Annotated in this window: 14 protein-coding genes; 5 read left to right on the forward strand and 9 right to left on the reverse strand. The window is 66.3% G+C overall.

The window, feature by feature from the left end:
- Positions 1-48: 48 nt before the first annotated feature.
- Together ACWEO2_RS03625 and ACWEO2_RS03630 are read right to left on the reverse strand one after the other, a co-directional pair.
- Positions 49-1,098, reverse strand: a complete 1,050-nt coding sequence (locus tag ACWEO2_RS03625; protein WP_452403909.1) for a hypothetical protein — start codon at positions 1,096-1,098, stop codon at positions 49-51.
- 414 nt (positions 1,099-1,512) lie between these two features.
- Positions 1,513-2,211, reverse strand: a complete 699-nt coding sequence (locus ACWEO2_RS03630; protein ID WP_452404148.1) for a TioE family transcriptional regulator — start codon at positions 2,209-2,211, stop codon at positions 1,513-1,515.
- Between the two features lie 113 nt (positions 2,212-2,324).
- Here ACWEO2_RS03630 and ACWEO2_RS03635 point away from each other — a divergent pair, with 113 nt between their 5' ends.
- Complete coding sequence (locus ACWEO2_RS03635; protein WP_452403910.1) at positions 2,325-3,542, forward strand: erythromycin esterase family protein; 1,218 nt, start codon at positions 2,325-2,327, stop codon at positions 3,540-3,542.
- A gap of 81 nt (positions 3,543-3,623) precedes the next feature.
- Here the strand turns inward: ACWEO2_RS03635 and ACWEO2_RS03640 are convergent, their stop codons facing one another.
- Complete coding sequence (locus tag ACWEO2_RS03640; RefSeq protein WP_452403911.1) at positions 3,624-4,823, reverse strand: FAD-dependent monooxygenase; 1,200 nt, start codon at positions 4,821-4,823, stop codon at positions 3,624-3,626.
- 286 nt (positions 4,824-5,109) lie between these two features.
- On the opposite strand from ACWEO2_RS03640, the gene dinB reads away from it, so the two are divergent.
- Positions 5,110-6,381 carry a DNA polymerase IV gene (gene dinB / locus ACWEO2_RS03645; RefSeq protein ID WP_452403912.1) on the forward strand — a complete coding sequence of 424 codons (1,272 nt, stop codon included), beginning with the start codon at positions 5,110-5,112 and terminating at the stop codon, positions 6,379-6,381.
- A gap of 199 nt (positions 6,382-6,580) precedes the next feature.
- Positions 6,581-6,958: a PLD nuclease N-terminal domain-containing protein gene (locus ACWEO2_RS03650; RefSeq protein ID WP_452403913.1), complete on the forward strand. Its 378-nt coding sequence runs from the start codon at positions 6,581-6,583 to the stop codon at positions 6,956-6,958.
- Between the two features lie 21 nt (positions 6,959-6,979).
- Here ACWEO2_RS03650 and ACWEO2_RS03655 read toward each other — a convergent pair whose 3' ends face one another.
- The 6 genes from ACWEO2_RS03655 to ACWEO2_RS03680 all read right to left on the reverse strand — a co-directional run bounded on the left by ACWEO2_RS03655 (position 6,980) and on the right by ACWEO2_RS03680 (position 13,325).
- Positions 6,980-8,146, reverse strand: a complete 1,167-nt coding sequence (locus tag ACWEO2_RS03655; protein WP_452403914.1) for a thiolase family protein — start codon at positions 8,144-8,146, stop codon at positions 6,980-6,982.
- Positions 8,147-8,353: 207 nt separating this feature from the next.
- The gene (locus tag ACWEO2_RS03660) at positions 8,354-9,232 is read right to left on the reverse strand and encodes a phosphoribulokinase (protein ID WP_354956717.1); all 879 of its coding nucleotides are present in this window, start codon (positions 9,230-9,232) and stop codon (positions 8,354-8,356) included.
- A 41-nt stretch (positions 9,233-9,273) separates the two neighbouring features.
- Positions 9,274-10,338, reverse strand: a complete 1,065-nt coding sequence (locus tag ACWEO2_RS03665) for a class 1 fructose-bisphosphatase (protein WP_354956715.1) — start codon at positions 10,336-10,338, stop codon at positions 9,274-9,276.
- A gap of 15 nt (positions 10,339-10,353) precedes the next feature.
- Entirely contained in the window at positions 10,354-11,454 is a 1,101-nt protein-coding gene (locus ACWEO2_RS03670; protein ID WP_452403915.1) for an AAA family ATPase, read from the reverse strand.
- The gene (locus ACWEO2_RS03675) at positions 11,444-11,866 is read right to left on the reverse strand and encodes a ribulose bisphosphate carboxylase small subunit (RefSeq protein WP_452403916.1); all 423 of its coding nucleotides are present in this window, start codon (positions 11,864-11,866) and stop codon (positions 11,444-11,446) included. The genes ACWEO2_RS03670 and ACWEO2_RS03675 overlap by 11 nt, the downstream gene beginning before the upstream one ends.
- 16 nt (positions 11,867-11,882) lie before the next feature.
- Positions 11,883-13,325 (reverse strand): form I ribulose bisphosphate carboxylase large subunit, encoded by a 1,443-nt coding sequence (locus tag ACWEO2_RS03680; protein ID WP_452403917.1) that lies wholly within the window; start codon positions 13,323-13,325, stop codon positions 11,883-11,885.
- Between the two features lie 126 nt (positions 13,326-13,451).
- Here ACWEO2_RS03680 and ACWEO2_RS03685 point away from each other — a divergent pair, with 126 nt between their 5' ends.
- Both ACWEO2_RS03685 and ACWEO2_RS03690 read left to right on the forward strand, forming a co-directional pair.
- Positions 13,452-14,318: a LysR family transcriptional regulator gene (locus tag ACWEO2_RS03685; RefSeq protein ID WP_452404149.1), complete on the forward strand. Its 867-nt coding sequence runs from the start codon at positions 13,452-13,454 to the stop codon at positions 14,316-14,318.
- 194 nt (positions 14,319-14,512) lie between these two features.
- Complete coding sequence (locus tag ACWEO2_RS03690; protein ID WP_452403918.1) at positions 14,513-15,685, forward strand: aminoglycoside phosphotransferase family protein; 1,173 nt, start codon at positions 14,513-14,515, stop codon at positions 15,683-15,685.
- Positions 15,686-15,940 lie beyond the last annotated feature (255 nt).

A 15,940-nucleotide genomic window follows, 5' to 3' on the forward strand; every position in this document is an offset into this window, starting at 1 on the left:
GGTGTGGGAGGTCTACCTTCGCTACCAACGCACGCGCTGAATGAACGGTCAGTTCGGGCAGGTCGGCGTATCCCGCGGCAACCTCGTCAGCTCCTCGCGGTACCCGCGGACAGCCTTGCGGACGCAGGCGAGCGTGCTTTGATCGCCAATGGCCGGCCACAATCCCACGAGCTCGGCATCGCGTCGGTGCATGGTCCTTTTGTCCTCGGTCGGGTCTATGGCGATGAGGCGGTCGATGACCGTATCCAGCAGGGGGTGGTTGCATTGGGGATTGGGTTCGGTAGCGGCCTTGATGGCGATGGACAACAGAACCAGCTGATCGAGCTCGGACAGGATCCCTACGGCGTGGCTGTCGAGCACGCGCTGTAGCCCCTCGACGTCGGCCGTGTGGATGAATGCGGAGAACGCCTGGTCGCCGAACGGACTGATTCGTTCGGCACGGGTGACTGTCGGCGCGGGTCGCCACCCCTCGCGACGAGCGACACCCGCGACCAGTAGCTTCGCGAGTTCGGCCAGGTCGTCACGATCGCGAGCGATCCCGTAATGCCTCCACTCGGTGAAAAAGCCCCGGGCATCGCCGCGAGCCGCGAGTACGGTGCCGATATCGCGATAAGCGCGCCAGCGGAATTCATTCTCGAGCTGTCCAGCTAAAAGGCGGGCGCCTTCCAGATCACCAGCGATGATGCGGTTCAGTACGAACTGCCGGCGAAAACCGCACCACTCGCGCAGGAAGGGGGCAAGGTCCTCGACCTCAGCCGTGGTCAGTGCCCCCACCGCGATCAGTGCACAGGTCGCATCTGCAAACTCGAAAAGCCCACAGCCCGGCAGACCGAGCAGACGGACCGTTTCGCGATAACTCTCGATCGGGCCCAAGGCTCGTGTGACCGTAGGCGGCCCGTCCCCTTCGTCCGGGAGCCGGGCCTCGAGCTCCCGCAGAACCTGGTCACGAGCGGGAGCCATGGCGGCAGGGACCGGATACGGCCGACGAAACGCCGCTTTACGCTCGGCGGCCGTGGTCGGCGCGGTGAACCCAGCGACGAGAACGTTCCTCAGGGATTCGTGCCCATTCGTCATGACAACATCCTGCACTGCCGCCACCGGCCGCGCGGTTCGCAAACGTACTGCGATGCCCCATATCGCGTGCCCTACCGTTACCACCTGGGAGGACGGTAGCGCCTGTGGCAACCTCGCCTGGGCGGTACACGAAGTGCCCCCGTTATCCGGGGCAAGCGAAAAGGCGGGAACGCATGGCGGCGACCATGACCCGGATCCGAACCATCGCGCACCCTGCGCGAGTCGGCCGCGGAATTCCTGGACACGATGTGCTAAGCGAACACTCTCCGCGCCTACAACATTGCCGTCGTCAAGACCGCCGAAGAGCTCGACGGACGCCGGCCGGCTCGCTGATGCCGAGTCGAATGTGTTAACCGCACGCGAGGTGTGTTTCTGGACAGCACCGCGCGAGCGGTCCCACGACTCGGACCTGCCCTCACGCTATGTCGCCGGACATCCCTACGGTGTCCGACCGAGCATGGTGAGATAGGTATCGAGCTGGGCCGCGCCGGTGAGAAGGTTACGGCTGCGCGTGGTCAGCCGGTCCTGCCAGGAGTCGAGGAAGGCGCTCAACGCGTCCGTCCCGCCCGCCTCGCGCAGCGACTCGATGAACTGCGCGACCTGGTGCAGCAGGTACCCGCCTCGGCGCAGCTGTCGTGCGATCTCGGCGTCGCGCACACAGTCCGGTCCGTATTCGCGGTACCCCGTTGCCCGGTCGCGTTCGGGGCGCAAGATGCCCTCGGCCTCCCAGGTGCGCAGCGTCGCCGGGTGCACGCCGAGTCGACGCGCGAGTTCACCCACGGTCAGCGGTCGACCGTGGACCGGGGGCGGTGTCGTGGCGGACAGGCTGCCCAGGGCCGTTGCGACTTCGGTGCGGGTATCGCGTTCGGCGAGCAGCGCGACGTGCGCGGCATCGATGAGCCGGTAGGCGGACTCGGTGTCGCCCTGGTTCGTCGCCCGCATGATTTCCATTGCCTGCCGGTGCCCGTGGCCACCGCGTAACGCAAGAAAGGCGCGCAGGGCCTGCGCGTGCAGGGGCGTGTAGCGCCGGTAGCCGGTCTCGCTGCGCTCGGTCGGCGGAAGAATGCCCGCGTCGTCGTAGTTGCGGATCGCCTGCGCGGACAACCCGTGTTCCCGGGCCAGGTCGATGGGTCGCAGATTGCACCTCCGATTGAGGCTTTGATCGCTGGATCTCAGGTAGAAGTCGCAGAAGTTTCACTGGAATCTTCAACGATACTGTCAAGGGCAGTTCCTTCTGAAGAGAGGTGTTCATGTCCGCTGCCACATCGCTGCATGAGGTCGGCCGCCAACTCGACGACCCGGCCAGCCTTGGCCGTGCCATCGACGAACTGCTCGCCGCGCGGTCCGAGCCGCCGACCCTGCTCGCCCTCGGCGAGCCGACCCACGGGATCGAGGCATTCCCGTTGCTGCGCAACGAACTCCTCGGTCACCTCATCGAACGCGGGTACCGGTCGATCGGGTTGGAGACCGATGTCTTCGCCGCGTCCGTTGTCGACGACTACGTGGCCGGGGCAACGGCGAATATCGACGAGGTGCTCGCTACCGGGTTCAGCCACGGTTTCGGCGCCGTGCCGGGCAACCGTGAACTGGTCGAATGGCTCCGGGCCCATAATGCCGACCGCTCGCCGCAGGACCGGATTCGCTTCTACGGCTTCGACGCGCCGGTGGAGTACTCCGGTGCGCCGAGTCCGCGACGTGCACTGTCCTCGACCACCGACTATCTGCCCGCGGCGCTCCGCCCCGCATCGGTCCGCGACCTCGACGCGCTGCTCGGCGAGGACGCGGACTGGACGAACGAGGCGGCCATGTTCGACCCGGCCGCATCGGTCGGCGATTCCGACCGCGCTCGCGTCCTGCGCATCGTCGCCGACGACCTCGCCAGCGCACTGCGCCGCGCCGCGCCCGCCCTGCGTCCGGCCGACCCGACCGGCTACGACCATGCCGTCGCGCACGCGCGCACCGCCCAGGGCCTACTGCGCTATCACGCGGCCATGGCCAGCCCCGCATCCGATCGCATCGAAACTCTGATCAGCCTGCGCACCGAGATGATGGCCGAGAACCTACTCGCAATCGTTGCCCAGGAGCGGCACCGCGGTCCGAGCCTGGTGTTCGCGCACAACGCGCACCTGCAGCGTGCGCAGTCCCTCATACCGGACGGCGAGCACGACCTGAGCCGGGGCAGCGCTGGCGCGCTCGTCGGAATCACCCTCGGCGAGCGTTATGTGTTCCTGGCAACCGACGCGAACCCCCACAGCGATCCGGACACCCTCCAGGGTGTGTTGGCGGCGGCGACCAGCCGCCGCGCCCTGTTCCCGACACCGGCATTGCGCGCCGCGCTTGCCCCGTCGATCGGAGCGGGCGAACCCATCCTGCCGGGCCACATCCCGCTCACCCCGGCGGACTTGGACGGCGTCGACGCGGTCATATTCGTCGCCGATACCGACGGAAAACGGCATCAGTACTGGTAGCCGCTTTTGATACGGAGGTGCCACGGGAATTTCGGCAGAGCCGTACCGAAGCGTCGTCCCTCTCGGCACGTTATGTGACACCTACGGCTTGGCCGGGGCCCCGGAGTCCGGCACCCCTGCGTAGTCGGGCAGCTCGGCGCCGTTGATCGCACGCTCGACCAGCTCGGTGAACCATTCACTGCCGAAATCGATGTTCGGCTCGGCGTCCGGCCCGGGGACGTCGCGGCTGCGCGCGTTCAACCGGCCGATCTCCTGGTTGGCCTCGACGAACGAGCGCATCCGCCCCTCGTAGCCGGCGAACCCGGCCTCCGGGTCCCACCCCGCGGCGGCCAGCTCTCCGGCCAGCAGGTAGGCGCCGACCAGGGCCAGCCCGGTGCCCTGCCCAGACATCGGCGACGAGCTGAACGCCGCGTCCCCGAGCAGCACCACCCGTCCGCTCGACCAGCGGTCCATCACCACCTGGGCGACCTGGTCAAGGTAGAAGTCCGGGGTGTCGTCCAGGTGCGCGAGGATGCGTGGGGTCAACCAGCCCAGGCCGGCCATCCGCGCGCGCAGCAGGCGCTTCTGGGCCGCGACGTCACGGTAGTCGACGTCGAGGTCGGCCGCGGGGAAGGAAAACATGGCCATCGCCCGGGTGGCGTCCTGGATCGGCCGCAGGCCGGCAGAGCGCCCGGACTCCTGGTAGTCGATCAGCCAGCGGTCCAGCCCGAACTCGTTGGGCACACTGTAGAAGGCCAGCACGTGCCCGAGGTGGCGGACGAACCGCTCGCGCGGCCCGAAGACCATCGCACGCAGCGCCGAGTGCAGCCCGTCCGCCCCGACCACCAGGTCGAAGCGCCGCCGGTCGCCACCCTCGAAGGCCACGTCGACCCCGTCCGCATCCTGGGTGAGCTCGGCGATCCGGTCGCCGAAGACGTACTCGACACCGTCGCGGGTGTCGTCGTGGAGCACTCGGGACAGGTCCCCACGCAGGATCTCGATCTCCGAGATGTACCCGTCGCCGCCGTCGTCGTCCGCGCGGTAGGTCTCCAGCACGTTCCCGTCCGCGTCCACGGTGTACGCGCCAGCGGTCTCGGTGCAGGCCGCGCGCACCGCCTCGTCCAGCCCCATCCGCCGGATGACCTCCTTGGCCACCCCGCGCGCGTCCACCGCCTGCCCACCGGGACGCAGCTCGGGGGCCCGCTCCACCACGGTCACCTGGGCCCCCCGCCGGCGCAGCCAGTGGGCCAGCGCGGGCCCCGCGATGCTCGCCCCCGCCACCAACACCCTGGTACCACTCACTGCGCCTCCTGCTCACCCGTCCGGATCACTGTCCGGATCGTTTACTCCTGCTCTGACCCACCGCTGTCGGTGTATCCAGAGGTATCGACGACGGATCCACACAAAATTCATCGGTGCAGCCGAGATCGTGTCCACGCTCCTGCGAACACCCTGAACTCGGCATGAGGGTGCATCGAAGCGGTGCTGCCGGGACCGTGCAGCTACTGCGAAACAACTGGACGGCCATGCGCAACCTGGCTCCACGGTCTATAGGACCATCGCGCTGGACACCGGTCTATGCGAACATATGTTCGTGTCCGAGTTCGTTCGCCCGCCGCAGCCCCAGGTCAACGGTGCTCGCGCCCGGTCGGGGCGGCCGCGGATCCAGGCGCGGGCCGAGGCGTCGATTCTGCATGCGGACCTCGACTCGTTCTACGCCTCGGTTGAACAGCGGGACAACCCTCGGCTGCGCGGGCGTCCGGTCATAGTCGGCGGCGGGGTGGTGCTCGCGGCCAGTTATGAGGCGAAGGCGTTCGGGGTGCGCACGCCGATGAATGGTGGTGCCGCGCTGCGGCTTTGCCCGCATGCCGTAGTCGTGCCGCCGCGCATGTCGGCCTACGCCGAGGCGAGTAGGGCCGTCTTCGAGGTCTTCCACAACACCACACCGGTGGTCGAGGGCATCTCCATCGACGAGGCTTTTCTCGATGTGGGCGGGCTGCGGCGGATCGCGGGCGAACCCATCGAGATCGGGCGGCGGCTGCGGGCTGCGGTGCGCGATCAGGTCGGGCTGCCGATTTCGGTCGGCATCGCGCGCACCAAATTCCTCGCGAAGGTGGCCAGCGCGGTCGCCAAACCCGACGGATTGCGGCTGGTGCCACCGGAATTCGAACTCGACTTCCTGCATCCGCTGCCGGTCGAACGACTCTGGGGCGTCGGCGAGGTCACCTCCCGCACCCTGCACGAACACGGCATTACCCGGATCGGCCAACTTGCCGAACTCGGTGAGGCGCCGCTGCGCTCGATCCTCGGACCCGCTGCCGCCCGGCACCTGTACGCACTGTCGTGGGCCCGTGATCCGCGCCGCGTCGAAACCGGCGTCCGCCGCCGCTCCATCGGTGCCCAACGCGCACTCGGCAGGAGGTATCGCCCGCCCGACGAGATCGAGGCCTACTTACACGGCCTGACCGACCGCCTCGGCCGCCGACTGCGTGCGGCCGAGCGCGTCTGCCGAACTGTGGTGCTGCGCATGCGTTTCGACGATTTCACCCGCGCCACCCGCTCACACACCCTGCCCGAGGCGACCGACCACACCGAGACGATCCTGCAGGCTGCCCGCGCCCTGCTCGGCACCGCGATGCCCATGATCCAGGAGCGCGGCCTCACCCTGATCGGCCTGGCCCTGACCAATCTCGACAATGCCGATGCCGTCCAACTCACCCTGCCCCTGGAACCCCGCGCCACCAACACTCTGGACGCCACCCTCGACGACCTGCGCCGCCGCTTCGGCTCCGCCGCCGTCACCCGCGCCGCCCTCATCGGCCGCGGCGAAGGTCTCTCAGTTCCGTTGCTACCGGACTGATTCGGATCGGTCGACTGGGCGCACGCACACATGGTGGGCGCAAATGCGGTGGCCAGGTCCAGCCGACCGAGCGCCCGAACAGGCACGCCCACACCGTGTATTCTCCATGCGGGCCGGTTCGGCGGGGGGGTGAGCATCGAACTTCGGAAACCGCGGAAGAACAGGCCCGCAGCCATGCCGCGAACCCGAGGAGTTCCCGATGCCCTACGCGATACTCGGCCTGATCACCCTGGCCCTGTGGGTCTACTGCCTGGTCGACATCGTCACCTGCCCGGACGCGGGCATCCGCCATCTCCCCAAAATGGGCTGGCTCATCATCGTCATCCTGGCGCCGACCGTGGGCGCGCTGCTGTGGTTGTTCGCGGGCCGCCCTCTCGATGAGGCCCGCCCGCGCTCAACCACCCGCTATGCCGAATACGACCGCCCCGGCCGCCACGTTCCGCAGAATCCGGACGATGACGAAGCCTTCCTCCGCGGCCTGCGCGAACGCGCCGAATCCCAACGCCGCGAGGCCCGCCGCCAGGAGGAAGAGCGCCAGCGCGACCTGGATCGGCGCCACGAACAGGGCGAGCTGTAATCATCAGCGGCGCACCGGAATCTACAGACGCTCGATAATGGTGGCGTTGGCCAGGCCGCCCGCTTCGCACATGGTCATCAGCCCGTAGCGGCCGCCGGACTGTTCGAGGTGGTTGACCATGGTCGACAGAATGCGGGTGCCGGAGGCGCCGAGCGGATGGCCCAGGGCGATGGCACCACCGCGGGGGTTGAGTTTGGCGGGGTCGGCATCGAGGTCGTGCTGCCAGACCAGCGGGACGGGGGCGAAGGCCTCGTTCACTTCGTAGGTGTCGATCTCGTCGATGGTGAGACCGGCCTTGGCGAGCGCCTTGCGGGTGGCGGGGATGACGGCGGTGAGCATGAGCAGCGGGTCGTCACCGGTGACCGCGAAGGAGTGGAAGCGGGCACGCGGGCGCAGCCCGAGGGCGTTGGCCTTGTCTTCGCTCATGATCAGCGCGGCGGAGGCGCCATCGGTGAGCGGTGAGGAATTGCCGGGAGTGATCGACCATTCGATCTCCGGGAAGCGCGCCTTGAATTCGTCATCGGCGAAGGCGGGGCGCAGGCCGGCCAGCCCTTCGGGGGTGGTGGCCGGGCGGATGGTCTCATCGGCGGTCAGGGTACCCGCGGGGACGAGTTCGTTGTCGAAGCCACCGGCCGCGGCGGTTTCGGCGGCGAGCCGATGCGAGCGGGCGGCGAACGCGTCGAGGGTCTCCCGGTCCAGCTTCCAGCGCTGGGTGATGATCTCCGCCGCAATACCCTGTCCGATCAGGCCTTCCGGGAAGCGGTGGGCCAGCGGGGCACGGTTGGCGTCCTTGCCCTGGGCATTGGAGAACATCGGCACCCGGCTCATCGACTCGACGCCGCAGGCGATCGCGATGTCATAGGCCCCGGCGATCACACCCTGCGCCGCGAAATGCGCGGCCTGCTGGCTGGATCCGCACTGCCGGTCGACGGTGGTCGCGGGCACCGACTCCGGGAACCCGGCCGCCAGCACCGCCGTGCGCGAAATATTGAACGCCTGCTCGCCGCTCTGGGTGACGCAACCGCCGATCACATCGTCGACGAGTGCTGGATCAATGCCCGTGCGCTCGATCAGCGTCCCCAGCACCCCCGCCAGCAGTGTCGCCGGGTGCACATCGGAAAGTCCACCACCGGTTTTCCCTTTACCGGAGGGGGTGCGGACAACGTCGACGATGACTGCGGATGTCATGACGGCTCCTTGCTGTGTCGGCGATTCGACAATGCGAACGATGATTAACTTAGGACACTGTACGTCGAACCGCCGCACGCCCGCGATCCCCGGGTTCGCTCGCTACATATCCGGGGCACCGACCTGCCTCCCGGCCCGGCTTCACCTCGACGCGCCGCGCACACTCCGATTCCTGCCCAACGGCACCCGAACCGTCAGCAGTCTCGATCAGCGAAAACGCTTGGGGCGCTTGTCCATCAGGCGCAGGATGAGCGGGGTGAAGATGAGTTGCATGGCCAGCTCCATCTTTCCGCCGGGGACAACGATGCAGTTGGGGCGGGACATGAAGGAGTCGTGCAGCATCGACAGCAGGTAGGGGAAGTCGATGACCTTCGGATCGGCGAAACGGATGACGACGAAGCTCTCGTCGGCGGTGGGGATGGTGCGGGCGATGAAGGGATTGGAGGTGTCCACGGTGGGGACGCGCTGGAAGTTGACGTAGGTGTGCGAGAACTGGGGGCAGATGTACTTCACGTAGTCGGGCATGCGGCGCAGGATCGTATCGATTACAGCCTCACTGGAATAGCCACGTTCGGTCTTATCGCGGATCACCTTCTGGATCCATTCGAGATTGACGATCGGCACCACCCCGACCAGCAGATCCGCGTATTGCGCGACGTTCACCGTATCGGTGACGGCGGCGCCGTGCAGTCCCTCGTAGAACAGCAGATCGCTACCGGGAGCCAGGTCCTCCCAAGGCGTGAACGTGCCCGCGGGTTGCCCATAGGGTTTCGCCTCGAACTCGTCGTGGAGATATTTGCGCACCGAGCCGACGCCGGTTTCACCATAATCGCGGAACAGTGTCTCGAGCTCCTCGAGCAGATTCGCCTCCTCGCCGAAATGTGAGAAGGTGCGATTGTGGTTCTGTTCCGCCTCGGCCATCGCGAGTTTCATCTCGTTGCGGTCGTAGCGGTGGAACGAATCACCTTCCACGATCACCGCAGTGATGCCTTCGCGGCGGAATATCTCCTGGAAGGTCCGCGTGACACTGGTCGTTCCCGCACCGGATGATCCGGTGATGGCGACGACGGGATGTTTGACCGACATGGCGTCTCCTCGATTGCCGGACAATGTTCATGTGTGGGCAGTCAGCGCCCGGCCGGACGGAACAGCGACCGGGAACCGAACAGTGAGCTGTCGAAGCTGGGCCCTTCCTCGGGCTCGCGGTGATAGCGCTCGATCCGCTCGACCTCATTGCGCGAACCGAAGATCAGCGGCACCTGCTGGTGCACCTGCTCCGGCGGCACCTCCAGCACCCGATCGCCGCCCGTGGTCGCCCATCCCCCGGCCTGTTCGACGATGTAGGCGATCGGATTGGCGCCGTACAGCAGCGAGACCCGCCCCGGCCGCCGGGTGTCATACGGGTACAGATACACCCCGCCACGGGTCAGAATGTGAAAGGTATCCGCGACCAACGATGCGACCCAGCGCATATTGAAATCCCGCCCGCGTGGCCCGTCCACCCCGTCGAGGCATTCGTGCACATACCGGCGCACCGGCCGCTCCCAGAAGCGCTCATTGGCCGCATTGATCGCGAAACCCGAAGTGTCCTCGGGAATTCGCATTCGCGGATGGGTCAGCACGAACGCCCCGATCTCCCGATCGAGGGTGAATCCGTCGACACCGCTGCCGGTGGTGAGTACCAGCATTGTCGCCGGTCCGTACAGGGTGAATCCGGCACAGACCTGGCGCACCCCCGGTTGCAGGAAGTCATCGGCGCTCGGCGGGCCGCCATCCGAGGCCCGCAATATGCTGAAAATCGTTCCGACAGGCAGATTTACATCGATATTGGAAGATCCGTCCAACGGATCGAAGGCAAGTAGATATTTGCCGCGCCGGTGCGTGTCGGGCACCGGGTGGACATCGGTCATCTGCTCGGACAGCAGCGCCGACAGATGCCCCGTCCATTGGGTCTCGGCCACCATGATGTCATTGGCGATAGCGTCGAGCTTGCGGTGCACTGTCGGCGGCAGGTTGTCGGGTTCGGCGGCGCCGAGGGAGCCGACAATGGCTCCCCTGGTCACCTGGTTGGCGATGATCTTCGTCGCGGTCGCGACGACATTCACCAGAGCGGAGAATTCACCGGACGATCCGGGATGCCGGTGTTCCTCCTCGATCGTGTATCGGGTGAGGGTCTTCAGTCCTTCTGGCATGAGTTCTCGATCTCGTCACGCGGGCGCCCTGGCGGTCGGCCCATCCGGCTGCTGTTCTGCTCGGTCGGATCGGCGGCACTCGCGGGGCCCTGCGTGGTCACGCAAGCTACCGCCTCCGGGTTCGTCGTTCGCGCCGCCGAACACACTGCTGCCGTAGACATCCCGGTCGGTCAGCGTGATCAGATCGGCCTTGGTGAGCGGTCGCCGCAGCTCGACCAGCCGCTTGGCCTGCCGTAACCGGCAGCGGTCCAGGGCATTGCGCACGCTGCGCGCATTGGAGAATCGAGGTCTGCTCATCCGCAGTGCGAGATATTCGCCGAAGGCAGCCGATCCGGTGTCGTCGAAGCGGAAGTTGTCGCGCGCCACCATGAGTTCGGCGATGCGCACCAATTCGTCGTGGGTGTAGTCGCTGAATTCCAGATGATGGGCCACCCGCGAGGACAGTCCTGGGTTGGCCGAGAAGAATTTCTCCATCCGATCCGGATAGCCCGCGAAGATCACCACCAGGCTGGTGCGTTCGCTTTCCATTTCCTGCAGCAGGATTTCGATGACTTCCTGACCGTAATCGCGTTCGTTCTCCGGGCGGAACAGGTAGTACGCCTCATCGATGAACAGCACTCCCCCGGCCGCCTTGGCGAGGGCTTCCTTGGTTTTGGGTGCGGTGTGCCCGATGAACTGGCCGACCAGATCATCGCGAGTCACCGTGTGCACCTTGGGTTTGCGGATATAGCCGAGCGCGTGCAGCATCTGCGCCATCCGCAATGCGACTGTGGTCTTACCGGTGCCAGGGCCGCCGGTGAAGCTCATGTGCATGGTGGGCCGGGACGCTTGCAGGCCGAACCGCGCCCGGGCCCGGTCGATGAGCAGCAGCGCTGCGATCTCGCGCACCCGCCGCTTCACATTCGCCAATCCGACGAGTTCGGCGTCGAGCCTGCTCAATACGTCCTCGACGTCGTTGCCCGCGATATCGGTGGTCAGATCCAGCACGGCGTCCTCGGCCAGCACCTCGCCGTCCGGTGGTGCGTCCGCGGGCACGGCCCGCACCGGCCTGCCGTCGTCGACGGCGGGCCGGTGCAATCGGAAACCGCTTGCCGCGCCAGACCGTTCAGCCGCCATAGCGGGCACCCGGCCGTTCGTCGGCGGCATACGGCCGCAGTCCGTAGATCTGCCGCCGGTCCGGGCCCTCGGTGCGGGTCAGCAGGAAGCCGGGTTCATCGGCGGGGCGCTGCACCAGGAAGCTCAATGCGGTGGTCTGCCTGCCGTAGCGGGCATCGTAGGCGAGTACCCGAATGTAGTGCCGCGGAAAATTATTGCGGCAGGCGTCGATCTCGGCGAGCACGCCGTCGGGCTCGTCGAGATCGAACAGCGGCAACCCCCACATTTCCCAGTAGGCGTTGCGGGGGTGCGGATCATCGGTGTACTCGATGGACACCGGCCAATTGTTGAGCAATGCGTACCGCACCTGGGCCGCGATTTCGGCATCGGTGAACTCGGGCAGGTAGGAGAAGGTGCCATGACGCAGATACATGGGAAGGTCCTGTCGTTCAGCGGCTGGCCGTCGGCACGGCATCCGGTGCGTCGGTGGAGGTGTAGTCGAAGGTGACATCGCCCCAGGTCGAGAGCGCGACATCGAGCGGGCGGCAGATCTCGGCGGCCTTGCGCAGCACCTCCGGCCCCTCCTTCAGCAGGTCGCGACCCTCGTTGCGGGCCTTGACAATCGCCTCCAACGCCACCCGATTGGCCTCCGCGCCCGCGGCGATGCCGAGCGGATGTCCGATGGTGCCGCCGCCGAACTGCAACACCACGTCATCGCCGAAAAGGTCGAGCAGCTGGTGCATCTGCCCCGCGTGGATACCGCCGGAAGCGACCGGCATGACCCCACCCAGACTCGCCCACTCCTGATCGAAGAAGATGCCATTGCCCGGGTTGGTAGGAATGTGGTTCTCCCGCAACGTATCGTAGAAACCCCTGGTCGTTGCCGGATCGCCCTCCAGCTTGCCGACCACGGTGCCCGCGTGCAGATGATCGACGCCGATCAGCCTGCACCACTTCGCCAGCACCCGGAAGCTCACACCATGGGTCTTCTGCCGGGTGTAGGTGGAGTGCCCCGCGCGATGCAGGTGCAGCAGCACACCGTTGCGCCGCGCCCAGTGCGACATCGACTGCATGGCGGTGAATCCGACGGTGAGGTCCATCATGATCACGACGCTGCCCAGTTCCTTGGCGAACTCGGCGCGCTCGTACATCTCCTCCATCGTTGCCGCGGTGACATTGAGGTAGTGGCCCTTGATCTCCCCGGTTTCGGCCACCGCGCGGTTGACGCCCTCCATGGCGAACAGATACCGGTCGCGCCAGCGCATGAACGGCTGGGAGTTGATGTTCTCATCGTCTTTGGTGAAATCCAGGCCGCCCTTGCACGCCTCGTAGATCACCCGCCCGTAATTGCGCGCGGACAGACCGAGTTTCGGCTTCACCGTCGCACCGAGCAGCGGCCTGCCGTATTTGTTCAGATACTCGCGTTCCATGACGGTGCCGTGCGGCGGACCCTGGAAGGTCTTGACGTAGGCCACCGGAATACGCATATCTTCCAGGCGCAATGCCAGCAGCGGTTTGAATCCGAAGACATTGCCGATGATCGAGGAGGTGAGGTTGGTGATCGACCCCTCCTCGAACAGGTCGAGATCGTAGGCGATATAGGCGAAGTACTCCCCTTGGCGGCCGGGCACCTCATCGATGTGATAGCACTTGGCCTGGTAGCGATCGTGCGCCGTGAGTCGGTCGGTCCATACGACGGTCCAAGTGGCCGTTGAGGATTCACCCGCAACTGCGGCCGCGGCCTCGATCGGGTCAACGCCCTTTTGCGGGGTGACGCGGAATACGGCCAGGACATCGGTATCTTTGGGGACGTAGTCCGGCGCGTAGTAGCCCATCGAAGCGTAGGAGTGCACACCCGGATCCCAGCGGTTCGGTTCGGTTACCTCGGTCATCATTCCTCCGCTCCGGGTGAACGCCTGATGAGTTCAAGGATGACCGGGGTGTTAACGACAAACAATTTGATTGTTTCTCGGAATACTCAAGGGATTCATAGGGTTTGATACCGTCGAATTGTGGGTATGGTGAGTGCGGCTCGGATGGAAACATTCCTGGCCGTGGCCCGACAGGGCAGCATCCGCCGCGCGGCCACCCAGCTGCACATCACCGAGGCCGCGGTGTCCGCGGCCGTTGCCCATATCGAAAAGCAGCTCGGCGCGAAGCTCATCGCGAAGTCCGGACGCGGCATCGCGCTCACCGAGGCGGGGCGCATCTATTCCGAATACTGCCGCACTATCCTCGGCCTGATGAAGGAGGCCTCCGCGGCCGTTCGTCGCGCGGAAACCGGCAAGCTCCGGATCGGCGTCGTCGCCACCGCGGGTGAGTACGTGCTGCTGCGACTGCTCGCATCCTTTCGCAATCGCTATCCGGATATCGAACTCAGCCTGTCGGTACACCCACGCGACGTGCTGTTCCTCGAATTGCACCACCACGAAACCGATCTCGTCATCGCGGGCCGCCCACCCCGCGACACCGGACTGGTCATCCGGGCCCGCCGCCCCAGTCAGCTCGTCGTCGTCGGCGCCCCCGGCTGCCCGGATCCGCTGCACAGCACCTGGCTGCTGCGCGGCCGCGGATCCGGCACCCGCGACGCCACACTCAGCCTCATCGACCGCCTCGAAATCGCCCCGCCCACGCTTACTCTGGGTAGCCACGGCGCTGTCCTCGCCGCCGCCCGCGAGGGCCTCGGCGTCACCCTCATCCACAGTGACGCCCTCGCCCAGGACCTGGAATCCGGTCTGCTGCAAGTACTCCCGGTGGACGGCACCCCGATGGATCGACCCTGGCACGCCATCACCACCCGCGCCCCCACCCCGACAACGCGACTGTTCCTCGCCCACATCCTCGACCCCGCCGAGGTGGGCCCGCACGCCTTCCACGCTGGTTAGCCGCACCGGCGGATACCCGCCCAGGACGGTGCTCGGGGGGGTACCGGGCAGGCAGCGCCTGCCGACGAACGGGAGACTCGGGCAACGTCCTTGCTGTAGAACGCCTTCCGGAATTATGGGGTACTGTCTGCGGGCCCCGGCCGCTCGCGGCTGCTCGGGACAGTGTTGTCGTACTCCGGAATCGAGGCAAGTGCATGAATCACAAGCTCTGGTTGCTCGGGCGATCCGCCACCGTCGGTACTCATATATTGGGCGAGAAGATCACCCGACCGAAGGCGCGGTCCATCGACGATGTCCCGGTTTCCGGCGAAAGAATCGCTCCCGAGTGGCTGACGGCTGTCCTATGTCGCGATGTTCCCGGTGCCGAGGTGCTCTCGTTCGACACGTCCAACGGCAGCCGCGGCACCTCCACCCGGGTCGCGATCCGGGTCGACTACAACGACGTGGGCACTCAGGCGGGATTGCCCACGGAACTGTTCGCGAAGACGACCACGGCCTTCAGCCAGCGCATACTGCTCGGCGGCGGACAGATGATCGACGGGGAGACCCGCTTCTTCCGGGACTTTCGGCCGCGACTCGACATGGAGGCCCCGATCGGCTACTGGGGCGCCTCCGACCCGTCGTCGTGGCGGTCGATCGCGCTCATGGAGGATATCGTCGCGACGCGCGGTGCCGTGTTCAGCGAGCCGACTGCTCCCATCGCCCGTGACCAGATGGAAGATCTGATCCGCAATCTCGCTCGGCTGCACGGCACGTTCTGGGAGGACTCGGCTATTTCGGTCCTGAACACCCCGGCCTACATGCTCGACGTTTATCTCGCCGCGATCGATATGAAGAAGCGCTGTGAGGTAGGCCTGCGCCGGGCGGAAGAGGTCGTTCCCGAAGCCTTGCACGGGCAGAGCGAACGGTTGTGGGCGGGTGTCGAGCGGGCCATCGCCATCGCGACCGATGACGTTCCCGCGACCTTGTTGCACGGCGACCCGCACATCGGGCAAACCTACCTGACTCGCGACGGGCGGATGGGGTATGTCGACTGGCAAGTCGTGATGCGTGGCGGGTGGGCGCACGATTTCGCCTATGCCGTCAACTCCGGATGTGAGCCCGAGGACCGTCGTGCATGGGACCGCGAACTGTTGAAGGCGTACCTGGACGAGCTCGGACACGCCGGCGGTGAGGTGCCGTCGTTCGACGACGCGTGGCTGCTCTATCGGCAGCAGTCCATGTTCGCCTATGCGGCATGGGCTTTCACGATCGGCCGTGCGGCGTATCAACCGAAAATGCAATCGACCGAAACATGTTTGACGCTGTTGAAGCGCATCACCACCGCGATCGACGATCACGATTCGTTGGGAGCCCTCGGCGTCTAGTCCGGTCGGGCGGGGTTCGGTACCTGCGGAGTGTCGGGTATCGCACCCGACCGTCGCCCGGGTAGTACCTGCCTCGGCAGTCCATGCGCATCGCATACGAACAGTCTGGAGTTTCTTGTTGAGTACGCCGCAGTCCCAGGTGCGCCCACAGTCGTGCCCGGTCATCCACGGCTCGCCGATCGCTTCCGACGGCCCGCGAATACCGCTGCACTCGCCGGAGTTCGCCGCCGATCCGCACCATGTATATCGTGAAAT

The organism is Nocardia sp. NPDC004278, assembly GCF_053602975.1.